Below are 20866 nucleotides of genomic sequence, written 5' to 3' on the forward strand. Positions count from 1 at the left end.
ATAAAGCTATGATGAGCCAAAAATCCTCTCTTCTTAATTAAACCAGTTTTGTCTCAAAGGCGCTGATGTCGGACAAATGCCACAGTTCACAGACCCGGTGAATGAATTTGATCGATCTTAATCCATTCTGTCGGTAAGCCTATTCTTGTCGGAGAGCGGTCGGCCTGTATTGGCGTTCAGAGTTGCACTGGGCTATCTGTTCTTTCCTGCATTTGGGCCAAATCAAGGCCCGATAGCCTTACATATGGAAAAATGCGGAACTGGGCCGTCTCGCGCAAGGAGGAAATGCCCTTGTCCCTACATCGTTGTGCTCGGTGCCGGCCTTGGTGGCGTCATGGCCTATGAAATTAAGGAGAAGATGTCGTCGTCCGACAAACTGACGGTCGTCAATCTTGGTTCGGTTTATTCTTTTGTCCCGTCCAACCCACGGGTGGCTGTGGGTTGGCTTAACCCAGAGGTAGGGCGAAATATAGTTTCAATATCAGTCACTTCTACGTGGACAATCGAGCTTCAAATGCTGCCTCACGCTTGAGCGAAAGATATATTTCTGCTGATGTCGGGAAGCACGGCCTAGGAGTTCATTTGGAAAATATGAATTTTGCTTCAAAGCCGTCTTCCTTGCCAAATGCAGGGGAGAATAGCTCTAACCGACCGCCTGCTCCACCTGCAATTGTTTTGGCAATGGCAAGACCAAGCCCCGCACCACGCACCAGAGCCTGGCCGCGCTCGAACGGCTCGCTCAACCGAGCCAGTGTTTCGGGAGGCACGGTGGGGCCGGCATTGATAACACGTAAAACACCTTCGGCGGTTAGAAATACGCTGATCGGCATATTCTGTGCGCCGTGTTTGAGTGCGTTTTCGATCAGGTTTCGCGCCAGTATGGCAAAGGCATCCGCATCTATGCTCTTAAGCACCGGGTAATCAGGGAGAGCCAACTCAATGCGACCGACAGCATCGGTAGATCCGTTGAACTCGCCTACAACTAATCGAAGGATTGCAGCAACATTTACTGGCTTGTCGGCAAGGAGCCGTCCGCCCTCGGCTCTTGCCAACTGCATCAGCTTTTCTGTCAAGCGGGAGAGGCGGCGCAGCGCTGTTTCCATGTCCTGCGCACGTTCGCGCGTGGTGGCATCGGGCGCTTCGATGATCAGTCTTTGCGACTGAGCGAGCGCCGCTGCCAGTGGGGTACGCAACTCGTGGGCCGACTTGGCCGCAAGACTGCGTTCGGCTTCCAGAGTCAGTTTCAAACGCTCCAACAGCCGATTTACTGCTTTGGCGACAGTGTCAATTTCGGAGGGAAGGCCATAGACGGCGACCGGATCAAGATCTCCGCTGCCACGTGCCTCGATCTGATCGCGAAAACTGCGCACCGGAGCCATGGAAAGACGTACGATGAGCCAGACACCGATCAAGCCAAGGAGGACGGCTAGGGCGAGAGGTACGGCAAGCGTGTATAATATGTGCTTCGCCGTTTCGCGTCGGTGGGAGAGGGGTTCAGCGACAGTAATTGTGAGGCTACCCTGCATTGCGGCGTCGGAGTAGAGCCTGTGAGTTGGCGTGCTGCTGAAACCCATTATTGAATAGGGCGGAAAAATGGTCACATCCGCATTATGTGAACGCATCTGTACGGTTCCGGCTGCGTCACGGACCACATAAGTGAAATATTCGTCGTGCTGGCGCAGGGTGGCAACCCGCTGTTCGGTGTCGTCGGCATCGCGTCCCAATATCTCAAGCGCTGCGACTGGCAGAATGCGCTGCGCCGTTTCTTCCAGGGCGCTGTCAAAGGCCATATTCAGTTCGTGGCGCAGAAGCTGTGCTGTCACAATGGTGGTAATGACCCACAGCAGGGTCGCACCGAGTCCGAGCCAGAGCGAAAGCCTCCATTGCAGGCTCTTTGGTTGTATCATTTCGCGTTTCCAAGCCGATAGCCGATGCCGCGAACCGTGTCGATGATCCCGTGCCCAAGCTTTTTACGGAGGCGGCTGACATGGACCTCAATCGTATTGCTCTCAACTTCCGACCCGAAGGCATAGAGCCGGTCTTCGAGTTGCGACTTGGTCAATGCAATGCCGGGTCGCTGCAAGAAGGTTTCCAGCAGCGCCCATTCGCGGCTGGTCAGTTCAATGGTGCGTCCCCCTTGCCTCACTGTCTTGGCGGCCAGATCGATCTGGAGGTCGCGCATTTCGACCAAAGGGTTGGGATTGCCGCTATAGCGTCGTGCAACAGCGTTCAGTCGCGACGAAAGCTCTGCCAGATCGAACGGTTTGATCAGGTAATCGTCGGCCCCGGCGTCAAGACCTTCGATCCGGTCGGAAATCTGATCCAGCGCCGTGAGAATAATGACTGGCGTGACGCTACCTTTGGCGCGAAGATTGCGCAAAAAATTGATACCCAGCCCGTCGGGAAGCATCAGGTCCAACAGGATTAGGTCGTAGACTGCCGAGCCGACATGCTCGGTTGCGTCGTCGAGGCGGGTCACCCAATCCACAGAATGGTTGACAGCGATATGGTCGCGAACTGCCTTGCCCAGGATTATATCGTCTTCGATCAACAGGACGCGCATCCAATAGCACCTTTTATTCGATAGAAAACGGGAACCCGTGTCGTCTGGTCAGATGCGAACATATTCTAACTGAAGCCGTAAGCTGTCATTCCTCTGACGTCATATCCTTGCCAGCTTCAGCTGTTCGTCAGAAATGGCTGGCATTGTTCTCTTCAAAGCGCATTGATCAGGAACAATGATATGATGGTAAATTACCTTGCGGCAATCTCCTTTTTAATGATCGCAGCAGGAAGCGGCGTGGCGCGAGCCGATGATGACTGCCATGTGTCGATGGACAAGTGGCAATCCAGGGACGCGGTTCAGGCCATGGCTACTTCTCGCGGCTGGACCGTAGCGCGGATCAAAATCGACGACGGCTGTTATGAAGTCCGCGGCTCCGACAAAACCGGAATTGCTTTCAGGGCCAAAGTTGATCCGGCGACGCTTGCTATAGTCAAGATAAAACACAAGGTCGGCGAATCCGACCACGACGATGATCGCCGTCGCAAATCAAGAGATAACTAGGGATAGGTGTCAAGCGCTGCGTCGGCATGCTTTCCAGCCGCTTGCTCGACAAAACTCCCTGCCAAATAAGCACCCGGCGCTCCGCTAATAGATCGCCTTCAGTCAAGGAAAGACTTGTCATGCCTCGCAGTCCTGATCGTTATTCAAAAAGCATGGTTGTGATTCACTGGTTCACCGCAGCGTTGATCCTCGGAGCATGGTTGACGTCGGTGGGTGGACGCCGTATGGCGGAAAATCCGCCTTTGTTGCATTTTTCTCTAGGGCTTGCCGTGCTCGTGCTTGTTTTCCCACGCATTCTCTTGCGTCTTTCTGGCGCTGCGCCGTCAGCATCTCCGATGCAAGGGATGCTTGCGCTTGCGGCCAAGGCAGGTCATGCAATCCTCTATCTGTTTCTGCTCGCCTTGCCGCTCAGCGGCTGGTATGCCGCCTCGCGGATTGGCGTTCCCATATCATTCTTCGGCCTTTCCGTTCCAGCCATTACGGCCCCAGTGCAAGGCTCCCCCGGATTGATCGCCGACTTCCACGAGAATGCCGGCACCATCATTCTTTATCTGGCCGGTCTTCATGCGCTGATGGCGATATGGCACCAGTTCGTTTTGCGCGACGGCACGCTCAAGCGCATGTCGCTGCATTGATAACAGCCCGCATCGTCGGTTCTTAAAACGGTGGACCTGCTGGCAGGTCCACCGTTTTCGTTATGTCTTTCCTGACAAAGCGCTGAAGCAGAAATTACATCAGTGTCAGGCGGCGTTCAGCTCATCTTGCGAGAGTGGCTGGCATGAACACGGATCCGGTTCAGGTCCGTGCGCCCGTTTCTTTGAAAGAGGTAGTCTGACATGAAAGTATTTCTCGCAGTATTGGCAATGAGCACGGCACTTACGCTTCCGGGTATCGCCATGGCGCGACCCGTAACTCTGACCACGACGCTGAACAGCTATGGCGGGGACGGCGCTTATCTTGCCTATTACGTCACCGATGCTCAGGGCAAATATGCTGGTAGTCTTTGGATGGCTGGTGGCAAATCCAAGTATTACGAACACCTGACTGGGTGGTATCGCGCAACGGGTGGCAACACGAGCGAAATCAATGGTATCACGGGCGCGAGCGTCGGGACGGGCAAGACGCTTAAAATCACAGTTGATCTGGCCGATGCGTTTTTTGATGCGGGCTACACATTGCACGTCGACGCTGCGGTGGAAGACATGCGCGACAGTCCCAATGAGGTGGTTATACCGCTGACATCCGGCGGTGTGAAAGCTCCAGTCAAAGGACGCCGTTACATCGCAACAGCCGATTATTCACTATAAACGGTGATTGCTATGTTCCGCGTTATCCATCGTTGGCCGGGACTTCTTGCCGCGTTGCTCCTGATTGTGCTCAGTATCAGCGGTGCAGCACTGTCGATTTTTCCCGCTGTCGAAAGTATCTCATCTCCACAGGCAGATGTGACACGTACGATCGCCGATCTGGCGGCGCGTGTTCAAGCGGTCTATCCGCAGGTGGAGCAAATCCGGCGGGCGCCGTCTGGCCGGATGACGGCCTATTGGTTCGATAATGGTGCGCCTCAGGCGGCGGTCATCGATCCCATTACCGGTCAGGGTATCGCTTCTGCCGATCCGAATCCAGTCGAACGCTGGCTGACAGGTCTGCATCGTTCGCTCTTTCTTGATGATAGCGGTCGCATGGTCATGGCTGCGGGCGCTGCCGCCATGCTGGTACTGAGCCTGTCCGGGGTGGCGCTTGTCGCACGTCGGGCCGGGGGTTGGCAGCACTGGTTTTCGCGCCTGCGTGGCCCGCTCTCCGGGCGTCTGCATGTCGAGGTCGCCCGACTGGCCGTCGCAGGCCTGCTGCTTTCCTCGACCACGGCTTTGTGGATGACGGCCTCCACCTTCGATCTGTTGCCTGATAGTGCGGTTTCGCCGGTCATGCAGACTGAGGCAAGCGGCCAGACTGGAGCGCTTCCGGCGACGATGGAACCGCTGCGGCAGATACCGGTTGCGGAAATGCGCAGCCTGTCATTCGCCGATCCATCCAACCCGATGGACATTCTCACCCTTAAGACCGACCGGGGCACTGGCTATATCGATCAGGGCACGGGCGCGCTTCTCGGCTGGAGCGGCCTGACCGGATGGCAACGTCTGTCGGAAACCATTTATATGCTCCATACGGGACGGGGGGCTTCTGTTCTGGCGCTGATCCTTGGCCTGGCGGCTCTTGGTGTGCCAGTCATGGCGGGCACGGGCGTTGTTCTCTGGTTCGCCGGGCGTCGCGGACGGCCACATATTCACTGCAATGTTTCCGCAGGAAAGGCGGAGACGATCATTCTCGTCGGTAGTGAAGGCGGTAGCACATGGGGCTTCGCCGCTACGCTGCATGCGGCGCTGTCCGACGCCGGTCAGGCCGTCCATGCCGCGCCAATGTCGGCTTTCGACCCGGCCCGTTACGGGCAGGCGCGGCGCATCCTCATCCTGGCCGCGACTTATGGCGACGGCGATGCACCCGCTTCGGCCAAGGGGTTTCTCGAAGGACTGTTATCTCAGGAAGCGGATTCGGCAATTCCGCTGGTTGTGCTCGGTTTTGGCGATAGTAGCTTTCCAGCCTATTGTGGATTCGCTCGAGCGGTGACGGAGACGGCGCATGCCGTCGGATGGAGAATGCTCATACCCTTTGACACGGTGGACCGTCAGTCGCCGCAGGCTTTTGCCCGATGGGGACGGACACTCGGTGCTGCGTTGGACATAGACCTGGAACTCACGCACCAGGCCGTTCAACCCGCCGCCGTAACGCTTACGCTTGTGTCGCGCCGTGATTATGGTGCCGAAGTGCAAGCGCCCGCAGCAATACTGCGCTTTGCCTTGCCGAAGCTTTCCTTCTGGCCGCAAGTGCGTGGCCGCGGACTGGGGCGCTTTGTGGCCGGCGATCTCCTCGCCATCGTTCCTCCGGGATCAACTGTTCCCCGGTTCTACTCACTGGCTTCTGGACGCAAGGATGGCTTTGTCGAGATCGTCGTGAGAAAACATCCGGGTGGGCTATGCTCCTGCCAGCTCCTGGAACTGGAGCCCGGAGACACGATCAGCGCTTTCCCGCGCCGCAATCCCGGTTTCCATGCGGACGATCGGACACACATGCCCCTGATTTTGATCGGCGCGGGAACCGGAATCGCACCTTTGGCGGGTTTTATCCGTGCCAATACGCGACATCGCCCGATCCATTTGTTCTTTGGAATGCGCCGGACGAATAGCGATTTTTTCTATGGCGACGAACTCCGTGAATGGAAGCAGAAGGGGCAAGTTGCGCAGATTAGCTCCTGTTGTTCACGCGGGAAAATGCCGCGCTATGTGCAGCATGCTCTTCGGGAAGAAGCCGATGACGTCACTCGGCTGATTCAGGAGGGGGCGCGGATCATGGTATGTGGCGGACGCGATATGGCCAACGGAGTCTCGTTGGTTCTTGCCGATATTCTGGGTTCCACGGGGCTGACATTGGCCAAACTCAGGGCGGAGGGACGTTATGTCGAAGACGTCTACTGAGATGCAACGTCACGCTTTGAGCGGGCCTACCATGGGTACACGTTGGTCAGCGTTGTTTTACCAAGCAGCGGGGTTCGATCCACAATCCGTTCGGGCCGCACTTCAGGCGGCAATGGACGCGGTGGACATGCAAATGTCAACATGGAAGCCGGATAGTATTCTAATGCAGGTGAACGCCGCGCCGGTGGGACACTGGATAAAGGTGCCGCAGCAACTGCTGGACGTTTTGCGCCTTGCCCTCGACATTGGCCGTGCATCGGGCGGCGCGTTTGATATCGGCATGGGGGATGCCGTAAGCGCCTGGGGTTTCGGGGCGTCAGAGGCGGTCCCTGAGCAGATACGAGCAGCGCTTGAGCGCGAGCGCCGACCAGCCCATGACGTTCTGGAACTGGACGTCGAGCTGGGAATGGTGCGAAAGTTGGCTCCCATCACGCTTGATCTCAATGGAATTGCCAAGGGATATGGCGTGGATCGTCTGGCGGAGACATTGCTGTCTTTCGGGATTTCGTCAGGCCTCGTCGGAATCGATGGGGAGATGCGGGCGCTCGGGTTGCGGCCAGATGGGAGTCCTTGGTCGATTGCAGTAGAGGCTCCTGACTATGATCGTCGCGCAGCTCATTCGGTTCTCGCTCTTCAGGATGCGTCGGTCGCCACGTCGGGCGATTATCGGCATTGGATTAATGTCAACGATTATCGCCTGTCGCACACCATGGACCCACGTCGCGGTGCTCCCGTCATGGAGCCTCCGGCGTCAGTCACCGTCGTGACACGTACCTGTGCCGAAGCGGATGCATGGGCAACAGCGCTAATGGTGCTTGGTTCGAAGACCGGCGCGGTACTGGCAAGGCGGTTAAGCTTCAATGTTCTGTTCTTATTGCGTGCTGCAGGAACGACAATTCGGTGCGAAGCTGTAGGTGAATTATTCACCAGTTCACATTCTGGTAAACCACGACGCCCTTTAGCCGATGTTGGGGGAAATTCTCAACACCCGAAGCGCATTGAGGATGACAGCGACGTCAATCAGCTCCTGGAGCAATGCACCGTGAACAGGTTTTAGATAACCGAACGCTGCTGCGATCATGGCGATTACAGAAAGACCTATCCCCACCACAACACTTTCGACAGCAATGCGCCTTGATCGCTTGGCAATTTCAATCCCGGCACGAAGTCTGTCTATTCTGTCTACGAGAAGAACGACATCGGCCGCTTCTGCCGAGGCTGCCGCTCCCCTCGCACCCATCGCAACGCCGACATCAGCCGCGGCAAGTGCGGGCGCGTCGTTGACCCCATCTCCGACCATCATCACGGGGCCGCTTTTACGCTCGCTGAGCACGGTCAGCACCTTTTGATCGGGTGAAAGCTCGGAGTGGATGGCATCAAGCCCCAAACTTTTGGCAATGCGTTTGGCCACCGCAGCACGATCACCTGTCGCCAGCACTATTCGCTTTACGCCGTCCTTGCGCAGTTCCTGTAACGTATCAACAACTTCGCTGCGCAAGGGGTCGGCCATAACGATATAGCCCGCAATCCTGCCGTCTATCGCGACTGCAACCAGGGCCGCTCCAGCTTCTGTATGGGGGATTTCGCTCAGTTTTGCATTGACCTGTGTCTCAACGAAGCTATGTCCGCCGACAACGACGCTTTTGCGATCGACCCAGCCCGCCACGCCATCCCCTGCCAGTTCGCTGACGTCAGTCGGCAATACAAGATCTATATCGCGCCCCTGAGCAGCCAGCACAAGTGCCTGTGCCATAGGGTGTTTGGACACCTGGTCAAGGGAAGCAGCGAACCGCAATACCTCATTTTCGCTGAATCCCGGCTCAAGGTGGATCGAGGTGATTTGCGGACGGCCGTCGGTCAGCGTTCCGGTCTTGTCCAGTACCAGCGTATTGATACGGGCCATATTCTCCAATGGGCGGGAGCCCTTCACCAACACCCCGAAATGAGCCGAACGCGACAGTCCCGCAACAAGAGCGACGGGCACCGCCAGAATGAGAGGACATGGTGTCGCCACGACGAGAACGGCGACCGACCTTATCGGGTCTCCCGTGAACCACCATGCTCCGAAGGCGATTATGACGGTCACGATCAGAAAGCCGACAGACCACTGGTCTGCCAGTCTCGACATTGGAGCCTTGGAATGCTGTGCTTCTTCCACGAGGCGAACGATGCCAGCGTAGGTGCTATCCTTCGCTTCGTGCTTGGCAACGATATCGAAAGCATCGCCGGCATTCATCGAGCCGCTCAGCACATCCGCTCCCGACGCAAGCGAAACCGGAAGTGACTCTCCCGTGAGCGCAGACGTGTTTACGAAGGCCTTTGCGGAGGCGATACGCCCATCAACGGGAATGACATCCCCTTGACGGATCAGGAGGCGGTCACCCGGACGAACCGTATCCACGGCAATCTCTTCGAGATGGTCATCGATATAACGCATTGTCGTTCGCGGCGCACGGGACAGCAAGGCATGCATCTCACGGCGTGCCCGCCCTTCGGCAAAGCTTTCAAGAAAGGCTCCCCCAGTATACATGAGGGCGACGATCGAAGCCGCCAGCATTTCCCCGAATGCCAGCGCGGCCGTCATCGACATCGCCGCGACCATATCCAGCCCGAACTCCTTTCGCCATAAACTCCGGAGAATTTCGACGAGCAAAGTCGCCAGCACAGGCAAAGTGGCAATAGTCCAGGCTAGCCGCGCGCCGTATGAGTAGCCGGAGAAGTGCAGGCCGAGCCCGATAACAAGTCCGCACAAGGCAAAAATCAAAAGGATTGTCTTTGATCGATCTTCACCTGAAAACCGCATCTTTAGCGTCTCCCCGACCTATAGAATGAGCAAATTATAGAGCCCTGCCTCTGACCGACTGCAGTAATTCTTCTTTACATATGTATTCCCTATAAACTCAGATCCACGGTCAGACTGATGTGCCGACGAGGGCCCCAATACCAGCCGTGATTGCCATGGCCAATGCGCCCCAAAAAGTGACGCGAACGGTTGCCTTAAGCATATTAGCTCCTCCCGCCTTGGCGCCGATTGCGCCTAGTAACGCTAGAAACAGCAAGGAAGAGATAGCAACCGCATAAAGCAAGATCGAGGGAGGCGCGATGACCGCCATCAGCAAGGGTAGGGCGGCCCCAATCGAGAACGTGGCCGCTGAGGTCAGCGCTGCTTGCACTGGCCGTGCTTCCATGTGTTCGACAATTCCCAGTTCGTCACGGGCATGAGCTGCCAGAGCATTGTGTGAGGTCAGCTGTATTGCCACATGCCGCGCCAGTTCCGGAGTTAGGCCGCGATCAGTATAGGCTTGCATCAATTCATCGAGCTCTGCTTCGGGCTGAGTTTTGAGTTCCTTGCGCTCTCTGGCAAGATCTGCCAACTCCGTATCGGATTGAGAGCTGACAGAAACATACTCACCCGCCGCCATGGACATCGCGCCTGCAACAAGGCCTGCGATGCCAGCGATCAAGATCTGCGTCGTTCCCGTTGAAGCAGATGCGACGCCCATAATGAGGCTCGCCGTTGAGACAATACCATCATTGGCGCCGAGTACCGCTGCGCGAAGCCAACCGATCCGCGATACGAGGTGGTTTTCTGTATGCAATCGGCTCATTGAGGTACCTCCGGGCATTGGATGCATATCATCATACCTCTATCGAGGCCCTTTGCCAGTGGACTGAAAATTTGAAGTTATAGAATTCTTCTCCGGCGATTGGGCTTTTACCTTTTTCGTTAGAGCTCCTGCGCGGATTTTAAAAATCTGCGTTTTCGAGGGAGGCTTGAAAACGTTAACATTATACATTATAGTATATTATATAATATTACGTTGGAGGCATAAATGCCCGTTACCAGAATATCTGAGAAGCTGTCGGTATCTTCGCAGCCAAACGCGCAAGAACTCAGTGTACTCGATCGAAGCGGCTTCAAAACGCTGATCAACAACCGCCCCGATAACGAAAGCGCAGACCAGCCGGGAAACCAAGCGGAATGCGATGCAGCCCACCAATGCGATCTCTCTTATGCGTATATTCCGGTCACAATGAATACGATCACTGAAGCTGATGTGCGTGCGTTTCAGGCGGCGGTCAGAAAATCCGATGGCCCCGTGCTTGCGCATTGCAAAACAGGTACGCGTTCGCTCAGCCTTCATCTGATCGGTGAGGTGTTGGACGGACGCATGTCTGTTGAAGACGTCGTACCATTCGGACATCAGCTCGGCTTCGATACCAGTGTCGCAGCATCGTGGCTTCAACGCTTCGCTGACCGTGGCCCGCAGGTAAAAGGCTTTTTCGATAGGCGAACCTCCAGTGTTCAGTACGTGGTGTCCGATCCGACGACCGGTATGTGCGCAATTGTAGATCCCGTTCTCGACTTTGATGAAAAGTCGGGGGCCACGGCGACGATCAATGCAGACGCAATTCTCGATTACGTCCGCAATAGTGGCCTGACGGTCGAATGGATCCTCGACACTCATCCACACGCCGACCACTTTTCCGCAGCTCAGTACCTCAAGGAGAAAACCGGCGCAAAGACGGCGATAGGCGAGCATGTAATCAGAGTCCAGAAGCTGTGGAAGGAGATCTACAACTGGCCCGAACTAGCCACAGATGGCTCGCAATGGGATCGGCTCTTTGCCGATGGTGAGGCGTTTAAGGTTGGTTCCATCGATGCCAGAGTTATGTTCTCGCCTGGGCATACGCTCGCTTCAATCACTTACGTGATCGGCGACACGGCATTTGTCCACGACACAATTTTTATGCCCGACAGCGGTACGGCACGGGCCGATTTTCCCGGCGGCGATGCGCGAGCATTGTGGGAGTCAATCCAGAGAATCATAGCACTTCCCGATGAGACACGGCTATTCACCGGACATGATTACCAGCCGGGCGGTCGTGCGCCGCGTTGGGAAAGCACTGTGGCTGATCAAAAGAAGCACAATCCGCACCTGGCAGGCGTATCGGAAGATGCCTTCGTTGCCTTACGGACCAAGCGCGACAAAACGCTGCCAATGCCAAGGCTCATCTTGCATGCGTTGCAGGTGAACATAAGTGGTGGACGTCTACCTGAGCCAGAAGACAACGGTAAGCGCTATCTGAAGTTTCCGCTGGATGCTCTGGAAGGGGCTGCATGGGAATGACCGTGAACAGCATAATGATGATGAAAGCTGGACTATCTTCAGTTGAATTATCTCTGCGCGCGAACGAAGTGGCAGACCTGCTCAAGACGCTGTCCCATCCAGTGCGTCTGATGATCGTTTGTACCTTGGTGGAAGGCGAGTATTCCGTTGGTAGGATGGAAGAAAAGATCGGGGTTCATCAACCGCACCTGTCGCAGCATCTAACGGTGTTGCGCAGTTCCGGAATAGTCGAGACGCGACGGGATGGGAAACAGATTTTTTATCGCCTCACAGAAGAAAAGGCGGCGCAACTGGTCGCCTCCCTTTACGACATCTTCTGCGTGGAGAAGGCAAAATGAGCGCTGACAGTGCGTGAGAGAGTTAGGATCCTATGGTGCTGAGTAATTCCATCCTTGCGGCGGTGGGGTCCGGAAGTGTTGTTGGCTTTATGCTGGGATTGCTTGGCGGCGGCGGCTCGATCCTGGCTACACCGTTGCTCCTTTATGTCGTTGGTGTGAGCCAGCCCCATGTCGCCATCGGTACGGGTGCACTTGCTGTTTCAGTCAACGCGTTCGCGAATATTACGAGCCATGCCCTGAAGGGGCACATCTGGTGGCGTTGTGGTGTTGTCTTCTCCGCACTAGGCACTATCGGGGCACTTATCGGTTCCAGTCTTGGAAAAGCTCTAGACGGTGATCGTCTCATCTTTCTGTTCGGCATCCTCATGATCGTCGTCGGGCTGTTCATGCTGAAGCCCAAAAAGAGGTTGGACGTCGAACGCCGCCCGATCGACTTAAGAATGTGTCTCGTCACAGCAGCAGTAGCTCTCGCTTCGGGTTCGGCATCCGGATTCTTCGGTATCGGCGGCGGCTTCCTGATTGTGCCCGGCTTGATGTTGGCAACAGGTATGCCGATGATCAACGCAATCGGCACGTCCCTTCTCTCCGTGGGGGCCTTCGGACTGGCTACGGCTTTGAACTATGCCACCTCCGGGCTGGTGGACTGGTGGCTTGCTGGTGAGTTTATCGGAGGTGGCGTTATCGGAGGAGTGTTTGGAATGATACTCGCCACGCGATTGAGTGGATACAGGAACACATTGAACCGCATATTCGCTGCAATAATCTTCATCGTTGCGGCATATATCCTGTATCGCAACTGGACCGGCATCTGATAACTATGCAATTGGCAGCCTTTCACAGCTTTGACCAAGAGAAGCATGAATGGACACTCACTTTTGATTGCCCGACGCCCCGGTATTTCGAGTTGTTCAATGAACCGGCAGTCTCTAAGCAGAACTTGATACCATTATCACAAAAGAAAAAAAGTTATAGTTGCCAATGACATAACTAAAACTGCCAACCACCCCAGACTAACCATCCATATGGGTGCTGTCAGTCGTCCCATGATACGTCTGTTGGTTGCCATTGCCAGCAGGACTATCATCAGAGGTGTAGCCAGCACACCATTGAGAAATGCCGACCAATATAATGCGCGTATTGGATCTATTGCGGTGAAACTGAGAACGACGCCACCAATCGTGGCAATCACGATAGTACCATAGAACGCCTTGGCGTCGCGAGGAGGCCGATCAAGGCCCTCTGGCCATCGAAACATCTCCGCAACCGCGTAGGCTGCTGAGCCAGCCAGTACGGGAACGGCGAGCAGTCCGGTGCCGATAATGCCGATTCCGAAGGCGACAAATGCGAACTCTCCGGCGATCGGTCTCAGCGCCTCCGCAGCTTGGGCCGATGTTTCGATTTCGGTGATACCGTTCGCATTGAGTGTTGACGCGGTGGCAATAATAATAAGCAGCGCGATGATATTTGAGATTGCCATACCGATCAAAGTATCGATCTTGATCCTAGTCAGTTCGATGCGTGCTGTATTGGGAGACGCGATTAAACGCTGAACATGTCTGCGATGCAACTCTTCAACTTCTTCCCCTGCCTGCCAGAAAAACAGGTAGGGGCTGATCGTTGTACCAAATACTGCGACCAGAGCCATGGCATGCTCCTTGTCGAAAACAAGGCTGGGTATGAGTGCACCTTGCAAGGCCACGCTCCACGGTACATTCACTGTCATTACCACTGCAGCATATGTAAATAGTGAAAGGGTTAGCCACTTAAGAACTGAGGCGTAGTGCCTATAGCTCACCATGACTTCGAGCGTTACGCATAAGACTGCAAAAGCCAAAGTGTAGAGGGTCTCGGGGCCGTCGGCAAATAGTCGCACAGCGGCCCCCATCGCTGCAAGATCTACCCCGATGTTGATGAAATTTGCGAGGAATAACAACACAACCGCCCCACGCAGTAACCAGGGCGAATAATGTCGGCGTAAGTTTTGCGCAATTCCTTGTCCGGTTACAATGCCGATACCCGCACTCACACCTTGCATTGCGGCCATTAAAGGATAGCTGAACAGCATGGTCCATCCGAGCGCATATCCAAACTGCGCTCCGACCTGGCTATAAGTTGCGATCCCGCTCGGGTCATCGTCCGCGGCGCCGGTAACTAATCCCGGCCCCAGAACGCGCAGGAAAGTCGTGGGCTGACGTGGATGCCCATCGTGGCAAAAGGGCGAGCTGTGCTGTTCCATGTGGGCTCTGCTGCGTGGTGTACGCGTGCTTCAGGGACATAAACAGTGGCAGTGTGGTTCTAGTACATTTCCTGCGCCTCTTGAATGATTAGAAATGCTCTTTTCATTTGCATTCACACGCACCTTCTACTGAGAAGTCATTTTACATTTTTCGGGATACGCTTGTCATTTTTGTAGTCTATCTTACGATGAGTACGGACTTTTTCCCCAACGTGACAATCTCATTTGCCTGGCTTCCAAGAAGCAGGCGCTGCGCCCCTGAGTACCCGTGGGTTGCAACAACAATGAGATCACATCCGATCGAGTCCGCTGCTTTTAGAATGGCATCTGATGGTATTGGATTGACCAGGTGCAGAACGTTGACCTCGAGGTCAATTTTCCGCGCTCTGTCCTGGGCGTTCTGAAGAATTTTTTCTGCGTATTTTCTCCAGCTTTGATCATACTTATCTACGATGGCTTCATCATCGAACATTCCACCAAAGATACCTGCGCTGCTGTACGGTGCAGTCACCGTTGCCACTGTCGCATCGCAATTCAAAGCTTTTGCCAGTGATAGACCTTGCTCAACACAGCGATCCGCAAGATCGGAACCATCGGTTGCGATCAGGATATGCTTGTACATATCGAACTCCTTTATCTCAGCGAGAAATCGACTACCAACCACTGCCTAGGAGAGTTGCCCACCTAGTATACTCATGGCAACTGTTCGAAATCAGGTCTTCCTCCAATATTTCCGTATAAATTGTATCAAAATCCGTGATCATACAAAAGATACGCCATTGTTGGTAACGGAAATCTAATCTGGCTAGAGGGCCCACCATCAGTTCATGTCCTCAGGGAAGGCTGGTATGTGGACGATAAAGGTGCGTACAGCCCGTTCTTGACTGGCAATCATCGCATCGCGAGAGTTCCTGGTTGGCTGACAGTCCTGTTCCATTCTATACGACGAAGGCTGTTTTGATATGCCGGCCTTTCACGGCACAATAGATCAGAGCGCAAATAATCGTCGATCAATCATCCTGCAAATCATTTGATAAACGGTACTACTCTTGCGCCTCTGCGGATGATAACAACTGTCAAGGATCATCAGTTGTGAAAATGGTATGGCTCTGAAATCGGCTACCCTTAAGGATGTGGCGGCACTGGCGAATGTATCGCGCGCCACAGCTGCTCGTGCACTCAACAGTTACGGCTATGTTGGTGATGAAACGGCGCGGAAGGTTCAGGCTGCTGCGGAGAAACTGGGATACAGAGGCAATCGGTTGGCTCAGGCTCTGCGCAGCGGGCAGTTGCCAATTATTGGCTGCGTTCTTGGCGACATACAGAATCCGTTTTTTGCAAAAATAGCCCATGATGTTGAAGTGCTGGCGCGAGAAGAAGGGCACAATCTCATCATTGCGAGCAGTGAAGAACAACTGGATCAGGAAAAATCACTGCTGGCCAGCCTTCAGTCATTGAGCATTCGCGGTTTCATCGTGGCGCCGACATCAGCCGAAGACAGTTCGCATCTGCAACGTCTTATAGACGAAAACGTACCCCTGGTCCTGATTGATCGCGCAGCGCAGGCTGTCGAGTGCGACAGTGTTGTGGTCGACAATGAAGGCGGCGCGCGCAAGGCCATTGAATATCTGATCGAAATGGGACATCGTGATATTGCGCTTTTGCAGGATGATGCACGCATCTTCACATCACGCGAGCGGTTCAATGGCTATAAGACTGCGTTGCTTGCCCATGGCATCGAACCCAGTGAAAAATTGATCTGCGTTGCACAGTCGACGGTTGAGCATGCCGTGGATGCAACTATCCGCCTGTTCAGTCAAAAAAAGCCTCCAACGGCACTTTTTACCGTCGACAGTTTGATGACGCAGGGAGCGCTTTTAGCATTCAGAGCAATGGGAATATCGATTCCCCACGATGTCTCTCTGATCGGTTTTGATGATTTTAATCTGGCGACTTTTACCGATCCACAGATCACAGTCATTGCCCAGCCCGTCTCTGAAATAGGTCGTGCTGCTGGCCGGCTTCTGCTTGAAACAATAGCAGGCAAAAAGAGACCGCCGGAGAAAATAAGCTTTGAAACCAAGCTGATAGTCCGAGGTTCGGTCAGCCGACGATGAGCCGACGAAGCTTGATATTGGGCCTGCAAAAAAAATTCTGAAACCTACTTGCCACAGGAAAAATCTTGTGTGCTAAATATATGTGAGATCGATCTCACATTGTCTCAACGAGTTTCAGGCGCAAAACCGGTTCGGGCTTTTCTCGAGTTTTTAACTGCGCAAATGGGAAGGTAGTAATGCTCAACTTCGATAAAGATCGCTTTGTGAAAATACAGGGCGGCGCGGTCGCAATCGCAGAGGATGTGCGCGCTTTGATGCGCAGGCTGCTCGACGATGGCATAGAGCGCATTTTGTTCATGGGAACTGGTGGCGTACAGTTTTTGACCGAGCCCGCAATCGAGATCGCCCGCAACGCAACTGTTTTCCCGGTGTCATCAGCGTTTTCCGCTCAGGTTGTTCTAGAGGCGCCCGCCGGGTTGGACGATAAAGCTCTCGTAATCCTTCCGTCGCTGTCCGGGACGACCAAGGAAAGCGTGCAACTTCTTGCATTCTTGAAGAAGAAAGGCGTGAAAACGCTGTCACTCACTGGTCACAAGGATACACCCTTGGGCCTTGATGCCAATTACAACTTCACCAATTTTGCAGAAGACGACACTTCTTCGGAATCGTTTTACCTGCAGACCCTCTTGATCGTGCTGGCGCTGCTGGCTGAACGCGGTGAATTTCCAGAATACGACGAAACCGTCTCCGAGTTGAAGCGCCTGCCGGAACTACTGGTTTCGGTGAAGGAGAACTTTGAAGAAAGCGCAGCCGCGCTCGCGCAGGAAATAAAGGGCGAGAAGTATCATATCTTTACCGGCGCTGGCACGGCGTGGCCAGAAGCTCACTATTACGGCATGTGCATTCTCGAAGAAATGCAATGGATCCGCACGCGTCCGGTTCATGCTTCCGACTTCTTCCACGGTACGCTCGAACTGGTTGAGCCAGGCGTCAGCCTGTTCATATTCAAGGGAGAGGATGCATGCCGTCCTTTGACGGACCGGGTCGAAAACTTCGCAAAGCGCTACACGGATAAGGTTCGTATTCTAGATGCCGCTTCTGCCAGCCTTCCAGGCATCTCCCAAAAAACACGCAGCCTGATCTCTCCAATCATCCTGGCAACCATGCTGGAACGTTTGAGTGCTCATCTGGAAGTGCTGCGCGACCACCCGTTGACGACGCGGCGCTATTACAAACGTGTCGAGTACTAAGAGCCGTCCCCGATCCGGTTCCGCCGGATCGGGTTCCTACATTCTGACGACATAAAGAAACAATAGTTAAAAGAGAGGAACTTCGAGATGAAATGCAAAACGCTTATGAGCACAACAAGCCTTGCTTCACTCCTGATGTTTGGATTGTTGGCTGGCAACATGAATGCAGCTCTCGCCAGTGACGCCGTGGTTGCAGAACCTGATGCTCCCGTCGAATATTCTGGCACGTTGAGCATTTTGACGAAGTTCGGCCTTCAGCAGCTTTCCCCCTACTTCGTCAACGCTGCCAAGGAATATGAGAAGCTTCATCCGGGCGTCAAAGTCGAGCTTATTCAGGAAAGCGACGATAGCGTGAAGGGGAAAACCAAGGCCCTGGTTGCGTCTAACTCGCTGCCAGATATCTACTTCACCTGGACTGGGAGCTGGGGCGAGAATTTTGTGCGAGGCAATCGCGCTGTCGATCTGACCAAGATTATTGGTCCCGATACGCCATGGGGAAAACAGCTCGCCCATGCTGCCGTCAGGGCATTCCAGTATAATGGCAAACTATACGGTATTCCGCTTTATCTGGATGCAAAGTTCATGGGCTATAACAAAGCCCTTTTTGACAAGGCCGGTGTGGCGGAACCGAAGAGTTTCGATGAACTGATCAGTGCATGTGCAGCTCTGCGCAAGTCCGGTGTGACGCCGATTTCGTTCGGTAACAAGGAAGGCTGGCCGGCTGTGCATTTTGCCGGACAGTTGCTTGCCTATAATGTACCACAAGCGACGCTTGAAAAGGATTTCAACCCGAAGACAGCCGAATATTCGGATGCAGGCTATGTTGAGAGCCTGACACAACTGAAGAAGCTCATCGACGATTGTTCGGACGGCGCAGGTACAAACGGCTCATCCTATGCTTCGGCATTGCAGCAGTTCAGCAACGCCAAATCCGCAATGTACTATCAAGAAATTATCGAGTTTGATCAAAGCACGGCAGATGGTGCACTGAAGAAGGAAGACTTTGGCTTTTTCAAACTTCCAGCAGCGAAAGACGCAAAGGGTGATGTCAAATCAATCGAAGGTGCACCCGAAGGCTATATGATCAATTCAGCTTCGAAGAACATTCCGCTGGCTGTGGATTTCATGAAGTTTATCACCTCGCCCGAAAACGGGAAGGTTTTGTCGGCCCCACCTTATGGGCAGCCAAGCGCCACTGTTGGCGGATATTCGGCTGAAAGCATGAACCCGTCTGTCGTTGAAGGTCTCAAGGTTATCGCGGATTCGTCCTATCTGATGCCGTGGCTTGATACGGCCAATCCACCGCGCGTTGCATCTGTCTGGCTTTCGGGCCTGCAAGCCCTGATTGGTGGATCCATGACACCGGAACAGGTCATGGAAAAGGTAAAAAAGGCTGCAGCCTCTTCCCGATAAGGATGTTATTGGCCGATGACTGTCATGAAGCGTGAATATAGAGGGGAGGCTGTCAAAAACGGCTTCCCCCTGCCGGACGGGTCGCAATTCGACAAGTCCGGTTTGCTGGCGAAGCTGCTGTCGTTCCGTTGGGTTCTGATCGCGTTCGTTTTAATCCTATGGTTTGTCTACTATCCCATCATCGACAACTTTATCGTCAGCACGACAAATCAGGATATTTTTACTGGCGAAACTGCCTTTGTCGGTCTGGATAATTATCGACGTCTGCAAGACGATCCGGTGATCTGGACGGCGATCTTGAACAACATGCTTTATGCCGTCATTTCGGTCGTGTTCCAGGTGTTCGGTGCATTCGTGCTTGCGGCGATTATTGAAGGCCTGCAACATGAAACATGGCGCAGGTTCTGGCGCGCTGTCTATTTCATACCATCAGCAATTTCGATCACGGTGACGGGGCTGCTGTTCTACTTTATTTATCAGCCCGATATAGGCCTGCTGGATTCCGCTTTTACCCATATGGGACTTGGCGCTTGGTCTCGGGCATGGCTGGGAGAAGAACAGACCGCGATCTACTCAATCATTGCCATGAGCCAGTGGCAGGGCTTTGGCTATTCAACCCTTCTATTTGCCATCGCGATCCAGAAGATCCCGCGCGAACTTTATGATGCGGCGACTATGGACGGCGCAGGTATGTGGCGTCGGCTGTGGAACATAACCTTTCCACTGACACGCGAAATGACCGGTCTCATGGTCATCGTTACGATTACCGGAGCGTTTCAGGTCTTCAACGAAGTCATGGTTATGACAGGCGGCGGCCCCAACAACAGCAGTCAGGTGTTGGGAACCTGGCTCTATCAACAGGGCTTTATTGAAAATGACTTCGGTTATGGCGCTGCGATCGCGTCGGTGATTTTTATCATCACGCTGCTGACCGGTTTTGGACAGCTCTGGTATACTAGAAAGCGGAGGGTGGAACTATGAGCAACGCCTCCTATCAGTCGCGCGAGTTGCAACCCACGGATTTTGTGCAGACGCTTGTGCGTGTCTGTCTGGTTACTTTCCTCATTAGTCTTGGTATCGTTGTAATCTATCCGCTGCTGTGGATGGCCTTGAATGGGTTCAAGGCCAACTCCGAGATATTTGGTGAGCCGTTTGCGCTGCCAACAGGCTTCACGCTCGACAACTACATCTCAGCCTGGAACCAGGGCATCAGGAACTATATTGCAACGAGCATCATCGTCACGCTGGTTTCAGCTGTTTGTACGGTTCTGGTAAGCGCCTGGACTGCTTATGGCTTGACGCGATCCAAACTGCCGGGCAAGCCGTTCTTTGTGGGTCTGGTGCTTGGCGGATTGATGTTGAGCCCAACGGTTGCGGTTATTCCGCTGGTGCGGATCATGCAAAAGCTTGGTCTCTATAACACCTATTGGGCGCTTATCATTCTCTACACGGCGTTCCGCATCCCGTTCACCACGTTTCTTATTCGCGCCTATATGCTTGGTCTTCCGCGCGATCTGGACGAAGCCGCTGTCATGGACGGGGCAAGTGAAGGTCAGATTTTCTGGCGTGTGACCTTACCTCTTTGCAAGCCGATACTCGTCTCCTGCGTGATCCTGCACGTTCTGTTTGCCTGGAATGAATATCTCTTCGCCATGATCTTCACCAGTGGTGCGGATGTGCAGACCCTGCCAGTCGGCCTTACATCAATCATGGCAAAACACGGAACTAATTATGCCGTTGTCTTTGCTGCAATGACACTTTCGGCACTTCCGATCCTGATCGTCTTCTTCGCCGCACAGCGTTTCTTCATTCGCGGGCTGGCGGAAGGCATCGGCAAATAGCG

Annotated in this window: 18 protein-coding genes and 1 pseudogene; 13 read left to right on the forward strand and 6 right to left on the reverse strand. The window is 54.2% G+C overall.

From position 1 onward, the window contains the following. Positions 1–578: 578 nt before the first annotated feature. Positions 579–1907 carry an ATP-binding protein gene (locus HWX93_RS20470; RefSeq protein WP_151576647.1) on the reverse strand — a complete coding sequence of 443 codons (1329 nt, stop codon included), beginning with the start codon at positions 1905–1907 and terminating at the stop codon, positions 579–581. After that, positions 1904–2563, reverse strand: coding sequence for a response regulator transcription factor (locus tag HWX93_RS20475; RefSeq protein WP_036586921.1), 660 nt, complete (start codon positions 2561–2563; stop codon positions 1904–1906). Before HWX93_RS20475 ends, HWX93_RS20470 begins: the two co-directional genes overlap by 4 nt. A gap of 180 nt (positions 2564–2743) precedes the next feature. Between HWX93_RS20475 and HWX93_RS20480 the strand changes: the two genes are divergently transcribed. The 5 genes and pseudogenes from HWX93_RS20480 to HWX93_RS20500 form a co-directional block, all read left to right on the forward strand. After that, positions 2744–3067 carry a PepSY domain-containing protein gene (locus HWX93_RS20480; RefSeq protein WP_419191131.1) on the forward strand — a complete coding sequence of 108 codons (324 nt, stop codon included), beginning with the start codon at positions 2744–2746 and terminating at the stop codon, positions 3065–3067. Between the two features lie 119 nt (positions 3068–3186). Then, complete coding sequence (locus tag HWX93_RS20485) at positions 3187–3702, forward strand: cytochrome b (protein ID WP_176038531.1); 516 nt, start codon at positions 3187–3189, stop codon at positions 3700–3702. 201 nt (positions 3703–3903) lie between these two features. Then, a complete protein-coding gene (locus HWX93_RS20490; RefSeq protein WP_176038532.1) occupies positions 3904–4374 on the forward strand; it encodes a DUF2271 domain-containing protein in 471 nt (156 codons plus the stop codon). A gap of 12 nt (positions 4375–4386) precedes the next feature. Next, the gene (locus HWX93_RS20495) at positions 4387–6597 is read left to right on the forward strand and encodes a PepSY domain-containing protein (RefSeq protein ID WP_176038533.1); all 2211 of its coding nucleotides are present in this window, start codon (positions 4387–4389) and stop codon (positions 6595–6597) included. Next, positions 6578–7570: pseudogene (locus HWX93_RS20500) on the forward strand (FAD:protein FMN transferase); the annotation flags it as partial. The gene HWX93_RS20495 and the pseudogene HWX93_RS20500, both read left to right, overlap by 20 nt. Here HWX93_RS20500 and HWX93_RS20505 read toward each other — a convergent pair. Both HWX93_RS20505 and HWX93_RS20510 read right to left on the reverse strand, forming a co-directional pair. Then, positions 7556–9400 (reverse strand): heavy metal translocating P-type ATPase, encoded by a 1845-nt coding sequence (locus HWX93_RS20505; protein ID WP_176038535.1) that lies wholly within the window; start codon positions 9398–9400, stop codon positions 7556–7558. The pseudogene HWX93_RS20500 and the gene HWX93_RS20505 sit on opposite strands and share 15 nt — an antisense overlap. 109 nt (positions 9401–9509) lie before the next feature. Next, a complete protein-coding gene (locus HWX93_RS20510) occupies positions 9510–10205 on the reverse strand; it encodes a VIT1/CCC1 transporter family protein (protein ID WP_176038536.1) in 696 nt (231 codons plus the stop codon). Positions 10206–10430: 225 nt separating this feature from the next. On the opposite strand from HWX93_RS20510, the gene blh reads away from it, so the two are divergent. Genes blh through HWX93_RS20525 form a run of 3 tightly spaced genes read left to right on the forward strand, consistent with a single transcriptional unit; the run spans position 10431 to position 12879 of the window. Beyond that, a complete protein-coding gene (blh, locus tag HWX93_RS20515; RefSeq protein WP_176038537.1) occupies positions 10431–11729 on the forward strand; it encodes a bifunctional sulfur transferase/dioxygenase Blh in 1299 nt (432 codons plus the stop codon). Beyond that, on the forward strand, positions 11720–12067 hold the full coding sequence (bigR, locus tag HWX93_RS20520) for a sulfite-sensing transcriptional repressor BigR (RefSeq protein WP_176038538.1): 348 nt from the start codon (positions 11720–11722) through the stop codon (positions 12065–12067). The genes blh and bigR overlap by 10 nt, the downstream gene beginning before the upstream one ends. A 32-nt stretch (positions 12068–12099) precedes the next feature. Continuing rightward, positions 12100–12879 carry a sulfite exporter TauE/SafE family protein gene (locus HWX93_RS20525; protein ID WP_176038539.1) on the forward strand — a complete coding sequence of 260 codons (780 nt, stop codon included), beginning with the start codon at positions 12100–12102 and terminating at the stop codon, positions 12877–12879. Between the two features lie 137 nt (positions 12880–13016). On the opposite strand, the gene HWX93_RS20530 is transcribed toward HWX93_RS20525, so the two are convergent. Further along, on the reverse strand, positions 13017–14303 hold the full coding sequence (locus HWX93_RS20530) for an NRAMP family divalent metal transporter (RefSeq protein ID WP_176038540.1): 1287 nt from the start codon (positions 14301–14303) through the stop codon (positions 13017–13019). Between the two features lie 178 nt (positions 14304–14481). Beyond that, on the reverse strand, positions 14482–14925 hold the full coding sequence (locus tag HWX93_RS20535; RefSeq protein ID WP_176038541.1) for a universal stress protein: 444 nt from the start codon (positions 14923–14925) through the stop codon (positions 14482–14484). A gap of 481 nt (positions 14926–15406) precedes the next feature. Here HWX93_RS20535 and HWX93_RS20540 point away from each other — a divergent pair, with 481 nt between their 5' ends. The 5 genes from HWX93_RS20540 (at position 15407) to HWX93_RS20560 (ending at position 20864) form a co-directional block, all read left to right on the forward strand. Next, positions 15407–16420 (forward strand): LacI family DNA-binding transcriptional regulator, encoded by a 1014-nt coding sequence (locus HWX93_RS20540; protein WP_109989636.1) that lies wholly within the window; start codon positions 15407–15409, stop codon positions 16418–16420. A gap of 176 nt (positions 16421–16596) precedes the next feature. Next, on the forward strand, positions 16597–17610 hold the full coding sequence (locus HWX93_RS20545; RefSeq protein WP_036586976.1) for an SIS domain-containing protein: 1014 nt from the start codon (positions 16597–16599) through the stop codon (positions 17608–17610). Positions 17611–17715: 105 nt separating this feature from the next. After that, complete coding sequence (locus HWX93_RS20550) at positions 17716–19023, forward strand: ABC transporter substrate-binding protein (protein WP_235784312.1); 1308 nt, start codon at positions 17716–17718, stop codon at positions 19021–19023. A gap of 102 nt (positions 19024–19125) precedes the next feature. Continuing rightward, positions 19126–20004 (forward strand): carbohydrate ABC transporter permease, encoded by an 879-nt coding sequence (locus HWX93_RS20555; RefSeq protein ID WP_235969162.1) that lies wholly within the window; start codon positions 19126–19128, stop codon positions 20002–20004. Further along, on the forward strand, positions 20001–20864 hold the full coding sequence (locus tag HWX93_RS20560; RefSeq protein WP_176038542.1) for a carbohydrate ABC transporter permease: 864 nt from the start codon (positions 20001–20003) through the stop codon (positions 20862–20864). Before HWX93_RS20555 ends, HWX93_RS20560 begins: the two co-directional genes overlap by 4 nt. Positions 20865–20866 lie beyond the last annotated feature (2 nt).

This window comes from Brucella tritici, assembly GCF_902825325.1.
Lineage (GTDB): Bacteria > Pseudomonadota > Alphaproteobacteria > Rhizobiales > Rhizobiaceae > Brucella.

Excerpts from the sequence above, each read along its gene's own strand:
- HWX93_RS20470 (WP_151576647.1), bottom strand. The coding sequence starts at position 1,907 with ATGATACAACCAAAGAGCCTGCAATGGAGGCTTTCGCTCTGGCTCGGA.
- HWX93_RS20475 (WP_036586921.1), bottom strand. The coding sequence starts at position 2,563 with ATGCGCGTCCTGTTGATCGAAGACGATATAATCCTGGGCAAGGCAGTT.
- HWX93_RS20480 (WP_419191131.1), top strand. The coding sequence starts at position 2,744 with ATGATGGTAAATTACCTTGCGGCAATCTCCTTTTTAATGATCGCAGCA.
- HWX93_RS20485 (WP_176038531.1), top strand. The coding sequence starts at position 3,187 with ATGCCTCGCAGTCCTGATCGTTATTCAAAAAGCATGGTTGTGATTCAC.
- HWX93_RS20490 (WP_176038532.1), top strand. The coding sequence starts at position 3,904 with ATGAAAGTATTTCTCGCAGTATTGGCAATGAGCACGGCACTTACGCTT.
- HWX93_RS20495 (WP_176038533.1), top strand. The coding sequence starts at position 4,387 with ATGTTCCGCGTTATCCATCGTTGGCCGGGACTTCTTGCCGCGTTGCTC.
- HWX93_RS20505 (WP_176038535.1), bottom strand. The coding sequence starts at position 9,400 with ATGCGGTTTTCAGGTGAAGATCGATCAAAGACAATCCTTTTGATTTTT.
- HWX93_RS20510 (WP_176038536.1), bottom strand. The coding sequence starts at position 10,205 with ATGAGCCGATTGCATACAGAAAACCACCTCGTATCGCGGATCGGTTGG.
- blh (WP_176038537.1), top strand. The coding sequence starts at position 10,431 with ATGCCCGTTACCAGAATATCTGAGAAGCTGTCGGTATCTTCGCAGCCA.
- bigR (WP_176038538.1), top strand. The coding sequence starts at position 11,720 with ATGGGAATGACCGTGAACAGCATAATGATGATGAAAGCTGGACTATCT.
- HWX93_RS20525 (WP_176038539.1), top strand. The coding sequence starts at position 12,100 with ATGGTGCTGAGTAATTCCATCCTTGCGGCGGTGGGGTCCGGAAGTGTT.
- HWX93_RS20530 (WP_176038540.1), bottom strand. The coding sequence starts at position 14,303 with ATGGAACAGCACAGCTCGCCCTTTTGCCACGATGGGCATCCACGTCAG.
- HWX93_RS20535 (WP_176038541.1), bottom strand. The coding sequence starts at position 14,925 with ATGTACAAGCATATCCTGATCGCAACCGATGGTTCCGATCTTGCGGAT.
- HWX93_RS20540 (WP_109989636.1), top strand. The coding sequence starts at position 15,407 with ATGGCTCTGAAATCGGCTACCCTTAAGGATGTGGCGGCACTGGCGAAT.
- HWX93_RS20545 (WP_036586976.1), top strand. The coding sequence starts at position 16,597 with ATGCTCAACTTCGATAAAGATCGCTTTGTGAAAATACAGGGCGGCGCG.
- HWX93_RS20550 (WP_235784312.1), top strand. The coding sequence starts at position 17,716 with ATGAGCACAACAAGCCTTGCTTCACTCCTGATGTTTGGATTGTTGGCT.
- HWX93_RS20560 (WP_176038542.1), top strand. The coding sequence starts at position 20,001 with ATGAGCAACGCCTCCTATCAGTCGCGCGAGTTGCAACCCACGGATTTT.